Origin of the sequence: Mycobacterium pseudoshottsii JCM 15466 (genome assembly GCF_003584745.1) — a bacterium.
GTDB classification, from domain to species: Bacteria; Actinomycetota; Actinomycetes; order Mycobacteriales; family Mycobacteriaceae; genus Mycobacterium; species Mycobacterium marinum.
Genome location: NZ_AP018410.1, coordinates 2,865,782 through 2,882,630 on the forward strand (window position 1 = coordinate 2,865,782; position 16,849 = coordinate 2,882,630).

Below are 16,849 nucleotides of genomic sequence, written 5' to 3' on the forward strand. Positions count from 1 at the left end.
GCGGGTGGACAGCCCGAGGGGGGTGAGCTTGGGGTCAGCGCGCTGGTGTCGATCGGTATCGGCGGCATGGTCGGTGGCGGGATCTTCTCGGTTCTGGGGTTGACCGTGCAGATCGCCGACGCGGGCGCCTACCTGTCGTTTGTTGCCGGCGGCGTGATCGCGGCTCTGACCGGGCGGTCCTATTCGTTGTTGTCGGTGCGGATTCGCAGCCGCGGTGGCACCGCGTTCTTTCTGGACAAGTGCTTCGGCACCGCGATCGGTGGGCCACTGAACGTGCTGCTGTGGCTGAGCTATTTCGTCATGTTGGGGCTGTACGCGGTGGCCTTCGGCAGCTACGGGGCGGTGTTGCTGGGAGCAGACCCGGACGGGCCCTGGCGCCGCGTCCTGGCCAGCGCAGTGGTGGTGGCGTTCGCCGCGTTGAACCTGGCCGGCGCGCAGATAGTGGGCCGGGCCGAGTCGTTTCTGGTGTACGGCAAGCTCGCGATCCTGCTGCTGTTCTGTGTGGCGGGGCTGGCCTTCGTCGACGGCAGCCGTGTCTCGCCCGCCCACTATCCTTCTTTCGGGGTGATCGTCTACGCCGGTGCATTGATCTTCTTGGGGTACGAGGGTTTTGAGCTGATCGCAAACGCCGCCGAGGACGCCCGGAATCCACGTCGCAGTCTGCCGTTGGCATACCTCATCTCGATCGGCGTGGTGATCGTTCTGTACGTGCTCGTGGCGTTCGTCGCGGTCGGCAATCTCGATGTCGCGCAAATCGATCACGACCGCGACTACGCGCTGGCCGTCGCGGCACGCCCGTTCCTGGGCTCGGCCGGCTTCGAACTGATCGGGATCGCCGCGGTGATTTCCACGGCCAGCGCCATCAACGCAACCCTCTACGGCACAGGAAAATTCACCTACCTGATGGCCCGCAATGGAGAACTGCCGGCCGCCCTGGGAAAGCCGGTGTGGGATCGGCCCATCGGCGGTCTGCTGGCCACGACCGCCGGCACCCTGGTCGTGGTGAATGCCGTTGACATCGAAGGCATTAGCCTGATGGGATCGGCCGGATTTCTGCTCATCTTCGCGGCCGTCAACCTGGCGGTGCTGCGACTGCGCATCACGCGCCTGACCCGCGTGCTGGCCGTCACGGGTGCGGTGGCCTGCGTCGCGTCTTTCGCGGCAATGACGGTCTATGCGGCCGCGACGACGCCCGCTCACCTTTGCGTGCTGGGCGGGTTCTTGGTCGGTGCGATTGTCGTGGAAGGCCTGGTTCGATTGCGCGGGCGGCATGTGAGTCATCCGCCGATGCGGCCCGAGCACTGATCGTCTTTTGCTGACCCGATCCGTGGCCGCCGGAAATGGTGTTCGATTACACCGATGAGCATCGACCAGGCCCCGGCACGGAGTCGCGTGCGATGAGCGCCCTGTTGGACGAGGTGCTAGACGCGCATGGGGGTCTTACCCGGTGGCGCAACGCCGCAACCATCCACGCTCGGGTGCGCACGGGAGGCCTGCTGCTGCGGACCCGTGTCCCCGGAAATCGGCTAGCCGATTACCGCATCACGGTCACCGTTGCGCGGCAGCGGGTGGTCTTGGACCCATTCCCGCGCGCCGGGCAACGCGGTGTCTTCGAGCGCCTGCAGGTGTGGATCGAAAGCGACGACGGGCAGGTCCTGAGTTCACGAACGAACGCGCGCGCGGCCTTCTTCGGTCGCTCGGGCCTGCGGCGGAATATCCGTTGGGATCCGCTGGATTCGGTCTACTTCGCCGGCTACGCCATGTGGAACTACCTCACCACCCCTTACCTTTTGACGCGCGAAGGTGTCGAGGTCAGCGAGGCGCAACCGTGGCAGCAAGGGGGCCAGACGTGGCGCCGGCTCAGGGCCAGCTTCCCGGCCACCATCGACACCCACTCACCGCGGCAGACCTTCTACTTCGATGGTGACGGTCTGCTTCGCCGCCATGACTATGTACCCGAGGCGATCGGACACTGGGCACGGGCCGCCCACTATTGCGTCGAACCGATCGAGGCCGACGGGCTGGTGTTCCCGACGCGTCGGTGGGTCCACCCGATCGGCCCCCGAAATCGCTCGCTGCCCTTCCCGACGCTGGTCTCGATCCAATTGGCTGATGTGCACGTCGACACCGAGTAGTTCGGGCGTCGGGCACCGCGGTTAGCGCGCAGACGTGTGGGTGCGGGTGCCGGGGGCCATCGCAGGGGTCGGTCTTCTCGCCATTCACCGCGCCCCGGCAATCCCGAAACGATTAGCCTTATGCCTACACACCACCGCGTACTCGTATCCGGCGCGGTCAATGCCCAGGGGCGAGAGGACGCTTCGAATCGGTTTGCGGCGTGCGGAAGGCGGGGTGAGGAGTCGGCGATGAGTGACGCGACCGCGGATTCGCGGGAGGGTTCGCAATTCGGTCCGTATCGGTTGCGGCGGATAGTCGGCCGCGGTGCCATGGGCGACGTCTACGAGGCCGACGACACCGTGCGCGAGCGGGTTGTGGCGCTCAAACTCATGTCGCAGACGCTGTCGAACGACCCGGTATTCCGTACCCGTATGCAGCGCGAGGCTCGTACCGCGGGGCGGCTGCAGGAACCGCACGTGGTGCCGATCCACGACTACGGCGAGATCGATGGCCAGCTGTACGTGGACATGCGACTGATCGACGGCAAGGACCTGGCGGCCATGCTGAAGCGGTACGGCCCGCTGCCCCCGCCGCGGGCGGTGGCCATCACGCGCCAGATCGGTTCCGCCCTCGACGCCGCGCACGCCGCCGGGGTGACCCACCGTGACGTCAAGCCGGAAAACATCCTGGTCAGCCACGACGATTTCGCCTATCTCGTGGATTTCGGCATCGCCAGCGCTACCTCGGACGAGAAGCTCACCCAACTGGGCAGCACCGTGGGAACGCTCTACTACATGGCCCCCGAACGATTCAGCAGCGGGGACGTGACCTACCGGGCCGACATCTATGCGCTGGCGTGTGTGCTGTACGAGTGTTTGACGGGCTCTCCGCCCTATCGAGGTGACCAGCTCAGCGTGATGGGCGCGCACCTCAGCCAGCCGATTCCGCGGCCGAGCGCCGCGCGACCGGGTATTCCGGCGGGTTTCGACAACGTGATCGCCCGTGGCATGGCCAAGGACCCGGCGGACCGGTATGCCACTTGCGGGGACCTGTCCGCGGCCGCCTACTCGGCGCTGGCCACACCCGACCAGGATCGGGCCACCGACATCTTGCAGCGCAGCCAGGTGGCACAGCTGCCGGCCGGATTCGCGAGTACCCCGCCCGGCGGTTTTGCGCCCAGCTCGCCGGCGGTGCCGGTTCCCGGGTCCGCGCCAAGCACCGGATGGCCGGCGCCGTCGGTTCCCGGCGCGCCGGTTGCGCCCAGCGCACCCGTGCCGACGCCGTGGGCCGGCGTCCCAGGCTGGGGCGTGGGACACACCGGAACCACCGGGGCGCCGCCCTGGGGGCAACCGCCGCCGCAGCCCACCGTCGCGGCCAAGACCTGGCCCTGGATCGCCGCGGCCGTCGCCGTGGTGGTGGTCATCGCGGGTGTGCTGAGTGTGGTCATCGCGCACCCTTGGCGCTCGCCGGGTCCGCCGACGGCAAGCGCCCCGCCTCCGCCGCCGCCCGACGCGGTGCAGCTTCGGGTGCTCAATGACGGCGTGTTCATCGGCAGCTCCGCCGCGACAACCACCATCGACATCTTCAATGAGCCCATCTGCCCGCCCTGCGGTGCGTTCATCAGGTCATACGCCAGCGACATCGACGCCGCGGTGGCCAACAAGAAGCTGGCGGTGCGCTATCACCTGCTCAACTTCCTCGACGAACAGTCGCACACCAAGACGTACTCGACTCGGGCGGTGGCGGCCAGCTACTGCGTCGCGGCTCAGGACGATCCCAAGGTCTACACCGACTTTTATGCCGCCCTGTTCGCCAGCGACTTTCAGCCCCAGGAGGCCGCCGCATCAGATCGCACCGACGCCGAACTGGCCCATCTGGCGCAAACCGTCGGCGCCAACGGCACCGCGACCAGCTGCATCAAGGCGGGAAACGACATGGGTACCGCCCGTACCAAGGCGGCGGCCGCTGACGCGACGCTGTCCGAACTGAACGCCAGCGGCACGCCCTTCGTGTGGGACGGGAGCAAGTCCATCGACCTGCAGAATCCGAGCTGGCTGACCAAGCTGATCGGATAGTTCCAGCACCCCGGGAAACGCGTAGTCTTACTCATTCGCGCCGGCCCACGGCTACGCATGCTTGGTTGCATGCGAAAAACGTCGCTTACCCCTGACCCCGCCGCACTCGCCAGATCCACCCCGCCCGGGCGGGACCGCGCTGTCGACGTCGCACGCCTGTGGGCCCTGGTGGTGGTGATGTTCGGGCACCGCGCCCTGCTGCTGGCCACCATCGACTCGCACGGGGTGCGCATCGGCAACCTGCTCGGCGAACTTCCAGCGTTGACCCCGTTGTGCCCTGGGGCGCCTGGCTATTGACTCGGGCGCAGCGGCTGTGCCGGCCGGTGTTCTGGTATCTCGCGGCGTGGACGGGTGCCCTGGTTGTCGTGCGCGCGACGCTGGGTGCGCAGTCCGCGGCCGGACTCGGGCGAGAATGCGTCGCGCTGTTGTGGTTCCTCGGTGTCTATCTGGTGGTCCTTGCCTTCGTGCCCGCCTTGACGCGACTGCGGACGGGGTATGGGATCGCCACCGTCTCGGTGACCCTGCTGGTGCTGGCCGCCGCGGTAGATCAGATTCGTCTCGCGGTGGGCACCGCCGAATCGGGGGCCGCAAATTTCTTGATCGTGTGGCTGATCCCCGTGGCGCTCGGTGTGGGCTACGCGCGCCGGCTGATCGGCCCGCGCGCAGCCCTGGTCGCCGCCGTCGCCGCGTTCGCCGCACAGCTGCGCCTGGCAGGCACCGGCGTCTACGACGTGTCGCTGGTCGTGACCGGAGCCGACCGGATGTCGAACGTGGCGCCACCGACACTGCTGCTCGCGCTGCACTGCACCTGGATGTCCTGCGCGTTTGTTGCGGCCGCGGCAGTCATCCGGCGCTGGGCGGCACGGCCGCGGGTCTGGCAGCTGGTCGCGATGGGCAATGGGGGAGCCATGACGCTGTACTTGTGGCATATCCCGGCCATCGCTGTCGCCGCCTTTGTGTTGCATGCGGTCGGGCTGGACGCTTTCGACGTGCACACACCCTGGTTCTGGTGCCTGCTGGCGCTGCGTGCCGTGGTGTTCACCCTCGTCATGGCGGCGACGTTTTGGCTGCTGTCTCCGCTCGAACATCGTCGGCTGCCTTGGTGGGACGAACCGGTGCCTGTCGTCGGTACCCGTGCCAGCGCCGCCGGTTTGCTGGTGTGTGGCGCCGGTGTCGCCCTGCTGTTGGTGGCCAAGAACGGGCTCAGCGGCGCGCCCGGGTGGGTATCGCTGGGGTGTTTCCTGGTGGCGTTGGTGGCGGCGCGGGCCATGACGGGCCCGCCGTCCGGGGCGGGCGAGGCTCAGCGTGCACCGGCGGCGGTGCGGCAGCGGGTCGGCTAGGGCGCGCGGTCAGTCCGGCTCGCCGTATTCGTCGAACCAGTAGGCGAGCTTGCCCCGCCGGCTCACGGCACGAAGCCGGGATTCGGCGGCGGCACGGGTGGTGCTGGTCGTCACGATGAGCAGTTCGTCGCCACGCTGGATCCGGGTGTCGGGCATCGGGACGAACGTGTGTCCTTTGCGGATGATCAGCGTGATCACGGCTGGATCGGGGAGCCGCAGTTCGAGCACGGTGACGTTGTGCAGCCGCGACGGCGGCTGCACGGTCATGGTGACCAGCTCCGCGTCGAGCACGTCCAACGGCGCCGCTTCGACCTGGATCTCCCGGGTGGCTTCGCGCGATATCAGCCCTAGCAGATGAGCGATCGGGCGCAGGCTCGGACCCTGTACCAGGGTGAACACCACGACCAGCATGAACACGATGTTGAGCAGGCGGTAGCTGTCAGGAACGCCCGCGACGATCGGAAAGGTGGCCAACACGATCGGAACCGCGCCACGCAGCCCGGCCCAGGATAAAAAGACCTGGTCGCGCCACGGGATGCGAAAGCCGGACAGTGAGAGCACGACCGAAAGTGGCCTGGCGACCAGCAATAACAGCAGACCGACCACGATCGCCGCGATCAGGTCGTGTATCACCTCGATCGGTTCGACCAGCAGTCCGAGCAGCACAAACAGACCGATCTGCGCCAGCCAGCCCACTCCTTCGGCGAACGACCGGGTAGCCGCGCGGTGCGGCAGTCCGGTGTTGGCCAGCACCACCGCGGCCAGATAGGCGGCGATGAATCCGCTGGCATGGCTCTCACCGGCGGCTGCGAACGCGACCAGCCCCAGCCCAAACGTGGCAATCGGGTACAGGCCCGAGGCGGGCAGCGCGATGCGCCGCAGCGTGAACGCGCCGAGATATCCGATCGCCAGTCCGATCGCGGCGCCGACGAGTAGTTCGAAGACCAGGGCCTCGAGTGCGGCCGCTGGCCGGAACGCGAAGGGCACCTCACTGAACATGAGCACCAAAATCACCGCGGGTGCGTCGTTGAAGCCGGATTCGGCCTCGAGCAGGCCGGCCACCCGCCGGGGCAGGGGCAGGACCCGCAGGACCGAGAACACCGCCGCGGCGTCGGTCGAGGAAACGATGGCCCCCAACAACAGCGCGGCCTGCCAGCTGACGCCCAGTACCAGGTGCACCCCGACCGCGGTCACGACCATGCTGACCATCACCCCGACGGTGGCCAGCGTGGCCGCGGGTGCCAGGACTTTGCGGATATCGCTGAATCGGGTGGTCAAACCGCCCTCGACCAGGATCACCGCCAGCGCAGCCGTGCCCATGTTCCGGGCGAGTTCCACATCGTCGAACCGCAGCCCGAACCCATCCTCGCCCACGATGACGCCGACCAGCAGGAACAGCAGCATGCTGGGAAAACCCACCCGCGTCGCCAGCCGGGTACCGACGATGCTGGCCAGCAGCACGAAGCCGCCGATCAGCATGGCCAGGTACAGCTGCTGCAAGCTCATTGGTTCCCGTCCCGATGTGGTCTCGGCGGCGTGTTGGTTCTGCGTCGGTGTCGTCGTTTTTGCATGGTTATGCGTCGCTGAGCGCACTACGCCCGATGGGGTTGCGAGCAGGCGGCGACCTGGCTGCGACGCAGGTGTGGTGCCAGTACATAGATACCAGCTAGTCGAAGCCGCAGGCCGCTCGGTGTGTACCGGGTGAAGGTCTCGGCCCGGATACGACAAGATGGCTAGGTGCCGGTTGTAAGGATGCGGGTCGGGATCGCGGGTGCGGGAAAAGTCGGCCGTTCGGTTGCCCAGGAGCTGCTCGACGGCGGCCACAAGGTGCTGTTGATAGAACGCGAACGCGACGACTTCGAGCCGAATTCGGTTCCCGCGGCGGATTGGCTCCACGGCGATGCGTGTGAGTTGTCGACCTTGCAGGAGGCGGGCGCGCAGACCTGCGACGTGGTGATCGCCGCCACCGGAGACGACAAGGCAAATCTGGTGGTGGGTTTGCTGGCCAAGACCGAATTCGGAGTGCCCAGAGTGGTGGCGCGGATCAACGACCTCCGCAACGAGTGGTTGTTCGGCCAGTCCTGGGGCATCGACGTGGCGGTGTCGACCCCGGGTGCCATGGTTGCGGGCATCGAGGGTGCCATCGATGTGGGCCACCTGGTTCGCATGATGGGGCTGCGTGAGGGCCGGGCGGCGCTGACCAAACTGACCCTGCCCAGCGACAATCCGCTGGTCGGCAAGCGGGTATCGGAGTTGGAACTGCCCAGCAATACGGCGCTGGTCAGCGTGCTGCGCGGTGATGCGGTGCGGGTGCCGCAGCCCGATGACACGCTCGAACCCGGCGATGAGCTGCTATTCATTGCCGACAGCTTTCTGGAGCGCTCGGTCTGGGCCGCCGTGTACAGCACGATGCCATCGCGCGCGCCGCTCGGGCTGGCGGGGCGACCGTCTGGCCTGCGCAATCGGCACGGTTGAGGGCCGGCGCGCGGCGCGCCATGCCCGGTTGCCGGGCGGTGTCGCACGGCTTCGGTAGGGTCCATCCGCGTGAATCCAAGCGTCGCCACCAAGTCTGTAAACGCCCGTCTCGCTGAGGAACTGGCCATCGCGGAGGCCCAGGTGGTCGCCGTCGTCCGGTTGCTCGACGAAGGCGCAACCGTCCCGTTCATCGCCCGCTATCGCAAGGAGGCGACCGGCAGCCTCGATGATGGGCAACTGCGCACCCTCGAGGAGCGCCTGCGCTACCTGCGGGAGCTTGACGAGCGCCGCGCCGCGGTGCTGGCCTCCATCGAGGAACAAGGCAAGCTGACCGACGAGCTGCGGGCCACCCTGATGGCCGCCGACACCAAGGCGCGGGTCGAGGACATCTACCTGCCCTACAAGCCCAAGCGCCGGACCAAGGCCCAGATCGCTCGGGAGGCCGGTCTGGAGCCCCTGGCGGACCGGCTGCTGTCGGACCCGACGCTGGCCCCGGAGTCCGCGGCCGCGGAGTTCATCAGCGACGACGTCGCCGACGCCGCGGCGGCACTGGAGGGGGCGCGGCACATTCTGGTCGAGCGGGCCGCCGAGGACGCCGAGCTGGTCGGAGCGATTCGCGAGAAGTTTTGGTCGGACGCGTCGCTACAGACGGCTCCCTGGTCCGCCGACGTCGTCACGACCGCTGCGGCCCAGAAATTTCGGGATTACTTCGAGTTTTCCGAGCCGCTACACACCATGCCGTCACACCGGGTGCTCGCGGTGCTACGCGGCGAAAAGGAAAAGGTCCTTTCCCTCAATTTCGACTGTGGCGAGGACAGCCCGTATGAGGCGATGGTCGCGGCAACCCTGGACATCGACCTATCCGCAAAGGCCGCGGCGACCCCGTGGCTGGCCGCCACGGTGAGTTTCGCGTGGCGCATCCGGCTGATCTCGTCGGCAACCATCGACGCGCGGGTCCGACTGCGACAGCGCGCCGAGGTGGACGCCGTCTCGGTCTTCGCGAAGAACCTCAAGGACCTGCTGCTCGCTGCCCCGGCTGGCGCACGAACGACCCTCGGCCTTGATCCCGGCTTCCGGACGGGCGTGAAAGTGGCCGTCGTCGACGGGACCGGCAAAGTGGTGGACACCTGTGCCATTTATCCGCACCAGCCGCAGCGGCAGTGGGACACGGCCAAGGCGACCCTGGCCGCGCTGATCGCCCGGCACCGGGTCGACCTGATCGCCATCGGCAACGGCACCGCCTCGCGCGAGACCGATGCCCTGGCGACCGAACTGATCAGCGACATCCGTGGTGCCGGGGCGACACCACCGGCCAAGGCCGTGGTGAGTGAGGCCGGGGCGTCGGTGTATTCGGCGTCGGCCTATGCGGCTCACGAGCTACCCGAACTGGATGTCACCCTGCGGGGTGCGGTGTCGATCGCCCGGCGGCTGCAGGACCCGCTGGCCGAATTGGTGAAGATCGAGCCGAAGTCGATCGGGGTGGGCCAGTATCAGCACGACGTGACGCCGGGGATTCTCGCGCGCAGCCTTGACGCCGTGGTCGAGGACGCGGTCAATGCGGTGGGCGTCGACCTCAACACGGCGTCGGTGCCGCTGCTGGCGCGGGTGTCCGGTGTCTCCGAATCCTTGGCCGAGGCCATCGTGGCCTACCGCGACAACACCGGTCCGTTCCATAACCGCCGCGCGCTGCTGGATGTTCCGCGGCTGGGCCCGAAAGCCTTCGAGCAATGCGCCGGCTTTCTTCGGATCCGCGACGGCGAAGATCCCCTCGACGCTTCCGGGGTTCACCCCGAGGCTTACCCCGTCGTCCGGCGCATTCTGGACCGCACCGGGGTTGCGCTGGCCGAGATCATCGGCGACGAACGGTCGTTGCGATCACTGCGGCCCGCGGATTTCGCCGATGACCGATTTGGCGTCCCGACCGTGACCGACATCCTCGCCGAACTCGAAAAGCCGGGGCGCGATCCGCGACCGGCCTTCATCACCGCCACATTTGCCGCCGGTGTCGAGAAGGTGGCCGATCTTAAGGTGGGCATGGTTCTCGAGGGTGTGGTGACCAACGTCGCCGCGTTCGGGGCTTTTGTCGACGTCGGTGTGCACCAGGATGGCTTGGTGCATGTCTCGGCGATGGCTGAGCGCTTCGTGTCCGATCCGCACGAGGTCGTGCGGATCGGACAGGTGGTGCGGGTCAAGGTCGTCGACGTGGACGTGGAGCGCCAGCGCATCGGGCTGAGCCTGCGGCTGAACGACGAGCCCCAGCGTGACCGGGCCAACCGCGCCGACCGCGCCCCGAAGCCCCGTGGCGGCGCTGACAGCAAACTCCGGCGCGACCAGCGAAATCCGCACCATGCCAAGGGTGCTGGTCGCCGGGATAGCAGCTCATCCGGAAGCTCCATGGCCCAGGCATTGCGCGACGCCGGCTTCGGGAAGTAGCCGCGACGCCGGCGCCACCGCGACCAGATGGGCCGGGCCGGCCGTGATCGCATCCGACCAGGGCCGGCGCCGGGGAGTGGAGCAAATGCGTTGCGACACGGTCACAGACGGGTACCTATCGGGGGATCGATGATCACAAAAGCCCCATCGATCACTATCGTCACATCAGCCTACTGCGGACGTCAACGTGATGTTCGGGCGCTGGAAGGTGTTACATGTCGACGATTCATCGACTCGTGTCGTTATTGGTGGCGTCGGCGGCCGCATTCGGGTTCATCGGTGCGGTGGGTCTCGCGCCCATGGCTTCCGCCGTGCCCTGCAGTGGCGATGCAGCGAATGCTCCGCCACCGGCGAACGCGGTGGTGACCGCGCCGTCATCGAAGACCCTCGGCCCGATGACGCGAGGGCTGCGGCCGCGGGGCGCCAACGAGCGTGCGCCCCTGCCCAAGCTGGGCCCCTTGTCACGACTGCTCAATCCGGGTGCGCGGCGCTCCGCACCGGTGCAACAGCAGGCTGCGGTACCGGCGCCGGCGCCGCCCAACCCGGCCAACCAGGCTCCCAACGCCACCCAGATCGCTCCCGATGCGGCGCCCATCCCCGCCCCGGCCCCGCCGCCACCTCCGGATGGGTCGGATGCCGGTGGGGCACTTGGCGGTGCGACGACGTCGCTGGCGGAATGGGTGACCGGACCGGACAGCCCCAACAAGACCCTCGAGCGATTCGGCATCTCCGGCACCGACCTGGGCATCCTGTGGGATAACGGCGATCCCGCCAACCATCAGGTGCTGATGGCCTTCGGTGACACGTTTGGCTATTGCGCTGTCCGCGAGCATCAATGGCGATACAACACGCTGTTCCGCAGTCAGGACCGTAACCTGGCCGACGGACTGCACGTGACCCCCGGCGATCCAGTCAACCGGTACTCCGGTTCGCCGATCAGCCAGCCGGGCTTTTCCAAGCAGATCATCAGCAGCATCAAGTGGGCGCCAGACGAGACGGGAATCATTCCGACGTCAGGCATTGCCGTGGGCAAGACCCAGTACGTCAGCTTCATGTCCATCCGGGACTGGGGCCGCGACGGTGAGTGGACGACGAACTACTCGGGCATCGCGGTTTCCAAAGACAACGGCCAGAACTGGGGAGTTTTCCCGGGGACCATCCGCGCGTCCGGGCCCGATAGCGGACGAGTGCGGTTCGTCCCGGGCAATGAGAACTTCCAGATGGGGGCATTCGTCAAGGCCAACGATGGCTACCTCTACTCGTTTGGCACCCCACCGGGGCGTGGCGGTTCGGCCTACCTGGCGCGCGTCCCGCAGCGTTTCGTGCCCGATCTCACCAAATACCAATATTGGAACGGTGATTCGAACTCATGGGTGGCAGGAAAGCCGGGTGCGGCCACGCCGGTGATCCCGGGGCCGGTGGGTGAAATGTCGGCTCAATACAACACCTACCTCAAGCAGTACCTGGTGATGTACACCAACGGTGGCAACGACGTGGTGGCTCGCACCGCCCCGACTCCGCAAGGACCCTGGAGCCCGGAGCAGATGCTGGTCTCGTCGTGGCAGATGCCCGGCGGCATCTACGCACCGATGATGCACCCGTGGTCCACCGGCAAGGATGTGTACTTCAACCTGTCGTTGTGGTCGGCATACAACGTGATGTTGATGCACACGGAACTGGCATAGCAGGGGGATCAGGTCAACGGGTGGTTCTTGCGCACTCCCCGGTACATGCCCCAACGGACCACCACCGGCATCACCACCCGGTGCACCGACCAGGACGGAAGGCGCAGCGAATGGCCGGTGGGCAGAAAGACTTCCAGCCCGTCGGGCTGGATGCCCAATAGCGAACCCCAGCGCCGCCGCGGCGCCCGATACGAGCGCAGCGGTTTTCCGGTGAACTCGGCGCGAATGTTGTTCGCCACCAAGGCATCGCCACGATTTCGTGCCGAGCTGCGCAGCGGATCGCTGGCAGCCACGTCGCCGACCGCGAATACGTCGCGCCGGCCGGGGACCCGCAACTGCGGGGTCACGCGGACGAAACCATGATCATCGAGTAGCTGCTCGGGCAGCCAGCCGGTGTTGGGTCGTACCTTCCCGATCGCCCACAGCACGGCATCGGCGTGGGCCGCGGGTTGTCCGGTGGTCCACTGCACCGGTGCATTGGTGATCTCATCGCCGGTGAACGCGTCGGGGGTCACCGCGCGGTGGCCGGGATGAAGGCCCACTCCCAGTCCGGTCAGCCGGCCGCGGATGCGCTGCCAGGCCCGGGGATGATAGGCCGTCAACGGGCGTTCTCCCGGGAAATAGAGGTCAATCTGCTTGTCTGGCCAGGTGGTTGCCATGTTGACGGCGCTGCTCACCGCCGCGGCGCCGCCGCCGATGACGATCACCGATGCGGCGGCGGCCAACCTGTGGTGTGCGGCCTGCAGCTCGGCGCCGATGTCGGCGGGCGACTGCAATGTCGGCCGACGCCAGAAGCCGTTGCTGACCCCGGTCGAGATCACCAGGGCGTCATAGGCTTCGGCGAATGTCGTGCCATCATCGCAGCGGACGAATACGGATCTGGCGGCAAGGTCGACGCCGGTCAGTTCGGCCTGGATCGTGTGTACCCGGTCCAGACGCCGGAACTTGTCGAACGCAATCCAGTAGTCGCGGGCCCAGTCATGCGGGCGGGTGAGCCGCACACCGAGCTCCTGGCCGCTCACCAGGGCGGGTTTGGCCGAGATCCCCACCACGTCACAATGGCGGGACAGCCGGATGGCGATCAGCACTCCCACATCACCCAGCCCGGCGACGACAACGCGCTTGCGGTTCATGTCATCGATCGCCGGGGCGGTCTGGGCACAAAGCGCGGCACTCGGTCGACTACCTCGCGATACTGCGGGCGCCGTTGCAGATTGCGCGTTTCCATCATCGGAATGCTGGCGCCCAGGAACATGGCAAGCATCGCGCCCGCACCGGCGAACAACCACCACGCGTCCGATGGGGAAGCGGACACGCCGAACAAGGCCAAGGCAAACCAAAAGCCGAATTCCCCGAAGTAGTTGGGATGCCTCGACCAACTCCACAACCCATGGTCCATGACCGCACCGGGTCGCCGGTCGCGGACGAATGCGTGCAGTTGACGGTCCGCCAGGAATTCGAAGGCCACCGCTGCCAGACCCACCCCGAAGGCGACGATTGTCAGCCAGCGAACGCCGGGGCCGGCGCGGGTGATGCCGACATAGGCGGGCAACATGCCCGCGAACACTTGCCCGGTGGGTATGAGGTGTATCGCCACAAGATCGACGGCGAATTCCCAGCGGCCAGCACGCTCCCGCAGCAGGGGGTAGCGCCAGTCCTCGTGGTGTAGCCCCGCAAATCCGCGGACCCAGTTCGCCGTCAGGCGCACCGTCCACACCCAGATCACGATGGTGATCAGCCAGCAGCGCAATCGATCAGCCGACGATCCAGCGTGAGCCCACCAATACAGCGCCAGCAGCGGTGGGACGACACTCCAGTACGCGTCATAGAAGCTCGAGTTGTGGTAGGCGCGGCTGAAGGCGAAAACCACCAGGGTGGCGAGCCAGGGCTCCGGCGTTGTTGATTAGCAGGCTTGTGAGCTGGGTTGATGATCTTTGGTGCCGCGCTATTGGGGCCGGAGTGTAGGCACGGGCTATCTGGAGAACGATCGAGTTGGTTACTGTTCGTCGTTGGTCTGGAGTTGCCCGTGCCTACCGTTTCAGTATTGCCTGTGTCGTCGGTTCCAGAGGTGTTCGACCGCTGGAGTCCTGGTGAGCGCAGCGAGCTCATCGGATCGGAGTTTCTCGATGTGTTGGCCTCGGTGCCAGACCCGAGGGACCCACGCGGTCGGAGGTATTCGCTGATGGCTTTGTTGGCGATCGCGGTTCTGGCCACTGCCGCGGGGATGCGCGGCTATGCTGGTTTTGCCACATGGGCGGCCACCGCTCCCGATGATGTGTTGGCCCAATTAGGGGTCCGGTTCCGGCGGCCCAGTGAGAAGACCTTCCGCGCTGTTTTGTCTCGGCTAGACCCCGCCGACCTCAACGCCAGGATAGGCAGTTACTTCACTGCACACGTGGCCAGCAGCGACCCCAGTGGATTGGTGCCGATCGCGTTGGACGGCAAGATGCTGCGTGGTGCTTTACGCGCCAAAGCGACAGCCACGCATCTCGTGTCGGTGTTCGCCCACCGTGCCCGATTGGTGCTCGGTCAACTCGCTGTCGCCGAGAAAAGCAATGAAATTCCCTGCGTACGCGCCCTGCTCACGCTGCTGCCGGGTAGCTTGCGGTGGCTGGTCACCGTGGATGCGATGCATACCCAGGTCGTCACCGCGAAGCTGATCTGCGCCACCTTGAAGTCGCACTACCTGATGATCGTCAAGCCCAACCAAGCCAAAATACTTGCGCGTATCACCGCGCTGCCCTGGGCCGAGGTGCCCACAGCCGCTACCGACGACTCCCGCGGCCACGGCCGTGTCGAGACCCGCACCCCGCAAATCATCACCGCTGCACGAGGAATCGGCTTCCCCTACGCAAAACAAATCATCCGGATCACTCGTGAACGCTTGATCACCGCCACCGACCAGCGCAGCGTGGAGGTGGTCTATGCCATCTGCAGCCTGCCGTTCGAGCACGCCCGCCCTACCGCGATCATGACCTGGATGCGTCAACACTGGGGAATCGAGAACAGCCTGCACTGGATACGCGACGTCACCTTCGACGAAGACCGTCAAAGGGCACATACCGGAAACGGCGCACAGGTCCTAGCAACGCTACGCAACACCGCGATCAATCTGCACCGCCTCAACGGCGCCGACAACATCGCCGAAGCCTGCCGGATCACCGCTTTGACCGCCAACCGCCGCCTAGACCTCCTCAATCCACAATTCCCCAGCTCACAAGCCTGCTAATCAACAACGCCGGAGCCCTGGGTGGCGAGCACGTCGGCCGCCAACGTGTCCAGCCATAGCCGTCCGGTGGTCGGCCCCCACGCCAGCCAGGCGGCGCCCACCCCGACAGCGACGACGTAGGCGCCGCCGATGATCGTCAATGATCGTCGTTTGGTGGTGGTCATTGGCGGGCGAAGCCGTTGGCGCGCATCACCGCGCGCCTGCATGATGGGCAATTCACTTCGGCTGCTCCACTTTTCACCGACCGCCTGCCGGCGTGTGACGGACTGCGCCGGCCAACCGGCGTCGCGTCACCGCTGGGCGAACTGTAACACGTTCTATTGATGCCCCGGTGAGTCGCACTCGGTGGAACAGCAATCGGCGTCGGGGCGCTTTCCGCCCGCGCGGCCGTGGCGTACGCCTTGATGCGGCGGAAGGCGGCAGGCGGCTACGGGCTCTGCTCGCGGTGTGAGGTTCCTAGGGTGCGGACGCGCTGTCCGAGCTCGATGAGCGCGTTCTCGAGGTGCTCGCGAGTGAAGTCCGGCCACAGTTCATCGAGGAACAACAGTTCGGAGTAGGCCGATTCCCAGAGAAAGCCGTTGGACAGGCGCCGGTCGCCCCCGGTACGGATGACGAGGTCCGGATCTTGCATCTCGGGCGCGTAGAGCAGCCGGTGGAACGCCTCCGGGCCACCGCCGGTGTAGCGCTCCGCGGCATCTAGCACCTCCTGGCGGCCGCCATAGTTGAGCGCGACGAACAGTGTCATGCGGTCGTTGTGGGCTGTTGCGGCCTCGGCGCGATCGATCGCGTCAAGCACGTTGTGCGGTAGGCCGACGCGCGCGCCTACGACCTTTAGCCGGATGCCGAGAGGTTCCAGTGCCTGGATGCCACGATCGAACAGGGTGCTGAAGATGTCCATCAGTCCGGAAACCTCGGCGGAGGCACGGCCCCAGTTCTCGGTAGAGAAACCGTAGAGCGAGAACTGCGTGAGACCCAGTTCGCAGGCATCGCGGACGCGGTTGAACGCCACCTCGCCTCCGGCTAGGTGGCCTTCCATCGCAGAAAGACCGCGCTGGGCCGCCCAACGCCCGTTGCCGTCGGGACACACAGCCACATTGAGCGGAAATCGTCTAGCTGTCACATCCGAGCGGTCCTTGGTATCTGCATGAATGCCGGTCCGCGGATCCGACAATTGCATGCGAAGCAAGCGATCGATTGTGGCCGATAATATCTGACACAGCAGCCGACATCGAGCCGGTATCCGGTCCTATTTCCAACATGCGGTCAGGGGTGTATCGCTCGAGATTGAGCGCACTGAAGTTCGGTCCGCGCGGGCAATCGTCGGTCCAGATCTACGGGCGTCCAAGCCTCGCCGGGTCCCCGTCTACCTGGTGCTATTCGGGTCGTCGTGGCGATGACGGAATCCGTCGCGATCAACGCATTGATCCCATTCACCTCGGTGTGCGCAGCGATTTGACGCACGCGTGGGATTGCTGTCGTTGGCAACTTCGGCCCTTC

The 16,849-nt window shown here is 66.5% G+C and carries 10 protein-coding genes and 3 pseudogenes; 8 read left to right on the forward strand and 5 right to left on the reverse strand.

The features are described 5' to 3' along the window. The first annotated feature begins 45 nt into the window (after window positions 1-45). The 4 genes and pseudogenes from MPSD_RS12965 to MPSD_RS12985 all read left to right on the forward strand — a co-directional run bounded on the left by MPSD_RS12965 (window position 46) and on the right by MPSD_RS12985 (window position 5,530). Window positions 46-1,305 (forward strand): APC family permease, encoded by a 1,260-nt coding sequence (locus MPSD_RS12965; RefSeq protein WP_020787554.1) that lies wholly within the window; start codon window positions 46-48, stop codon window positions 1,303-1,305. Window positions 1,306-1,397: 92 nt separating this feature from the next. Beyond that, window positions 1,398-2,135 carry a hypothetical protein gene (locus MPSD_RS12970; protein ID WP_036427348.1) on the forward strand — a complete coding sequence of 246 codons (738 nt, stop codon included), beginning with the start codon at window positions 1,398-1,400 and terminating at the stop codon, window positions 2,133-2,135. Between the two features lie 228 nt (window positions 2,136-2,363). Next, complete coding sequence (locus tag MPSD_RS12980) at window positions 2,364-4,190, forward strand: serine/threonine protein kinase PknE (RefSeq protein WP_020787552.1); 1,827 nt, start codon at window positions 2,364-2,366, stop codon at window positions 4,188-4,190. Between the two features lie 69 nt (window positions 4,191-4,259). Continuing rightward, window positions 4,260-5,530 (forward strand): annotated as a pseudogene (locus MPSD_RS12985) (acyltransferase family protein). Between the two features lie 9 nt (window positions 5,531-5,539). On the opposite strand, the gene MPSD_RS12990 reads toward MPSD_RS12985, so the two are convergent. Beyond that, window positions 5,540-7,036 carry a potassium/proton antiporter gene (locus tag MPSD_RS12990; protein WP_012394310.1) on the reverse strand — a complete coding sequence of 499 codons (1,497 nt, stop codon included), beginning with the start codon at window positions 7,034-7,036 and terminating at the stop codon, window positions 5,540-5,542. Window positions 7,037-7,282: 246 nt separating this feature from the next. On the opposite strand from MPSD_RS12990, the gene MPSD_RS12995 reads away from it, so the two are divergent. The 3 genes from MPSD_RS12995 to MPSD_RS13005 all read left to right on the forward strand — a co-directional run bounded on the left by MPSD_RS12995 (window position 7,283) and on the right by MPSD_RS13005 (window position 12,123). After that, entirely contained in the window at window positions 7,283-8,005 is a 723-nt protein-coding gene (locus MPSD_RS12995) for a potassium channel family protein (RefSeq protein ID WP_015355406.1), read from the forward strand. Window positions 8,006-8,074: 69 nt separating this feature from the next. After that, complete coding sequence (locus MPSD_RS13000) at window positions 8,075-10,438, forward strand: Tex family protein (protein WP_020787548.1); 2,364 nt, start codon at window positions 8,075-8,077, stop codon at window positions 10,436-10,438. 215 nt (window positions 10,439-10,653) lie between these two features. Then, entirely contained in the window at window positions 10,654-12,123 is a 1,470-nt protein-coding gene (locus MPSD_RS13005; RefSeq protein WP_020787547.1) for a DUF4185 domain-containing protein, read from the forward strand. Window positions 12,124-12,131: 8 nt separating this feature from the next. Here the strand turns inward: MPSD_RS13005 and MPSD_RS13010 are convergent, their stop codons facing one another. Both MPSD_RS13010 and MPSD_RS13015 read right to left on the reverse strand, forming a co-directional pair. Then, window positions 12,132-13,256, reverse strand: a complete 1,125-nt coding sequence (locus MPSD_RS13010; RefSeq protein WP_086085152.1) for an FAD-dependent oxidoreductase — start codon at window positions 13,254-13,256, stop codon at window positions 12,132-12,134. Then, a pseudogene (locus MPSD_RS13015) lies at window positions 13,253-14,005 on the reverse strand (DUF1295 domain-containing protein); the annotation flags it as partial. The gene MPSD_RS13010 and the pseudogene MPSD_RS13015, both read right to left, overlap by 4 nt. Window positions 14,006-14,149: 144 nt before the next feature. Between MPSD_RS13015 and MPSD_RS13025 the strand changes: the two are divergent. Then, window positions 14,150-15,352, forward strand: a complete 1,203-nt coding sequence (locus tag MPSD_RS13025) for an ISAs1-like element IS2404/ISMul1 family transposase (RefSeq protein WP_420811866.1) — start codon at window positions 14,150-14,152, stop codon at window positions 15,350-15,352. Between the two features lie 20 nt (window positions 15,353-15,372). On the opposite strand, the pseudogene MPSD_RS28105 reads toward MPSD_RS13025, so the two are convergent. Continuing rightward, window positions 15,373-15,516: pseudogene (locus tag MPSD_RS28105) on the reverse strand (DUF1295 domain-containing protein); the annotation flags it as partial. A 263-nt stretch (window positions 15,517-15,779) separates the two neighbouring features. Further along, window positions 15,780-16,529 (reverse strand): polyprenyl diphosphate synthase, encoded by a 750-nt coding sequence (gene uppS, locus MPSD_RS13030; RefSeq protein WP_086085891.1) that lies wholly within the window; start codon window positions 16,527-16,529, stop codon window positions 15,780-15,782. Window positions 16,530-16,849 lie beyond the last annotated feature (320 nt).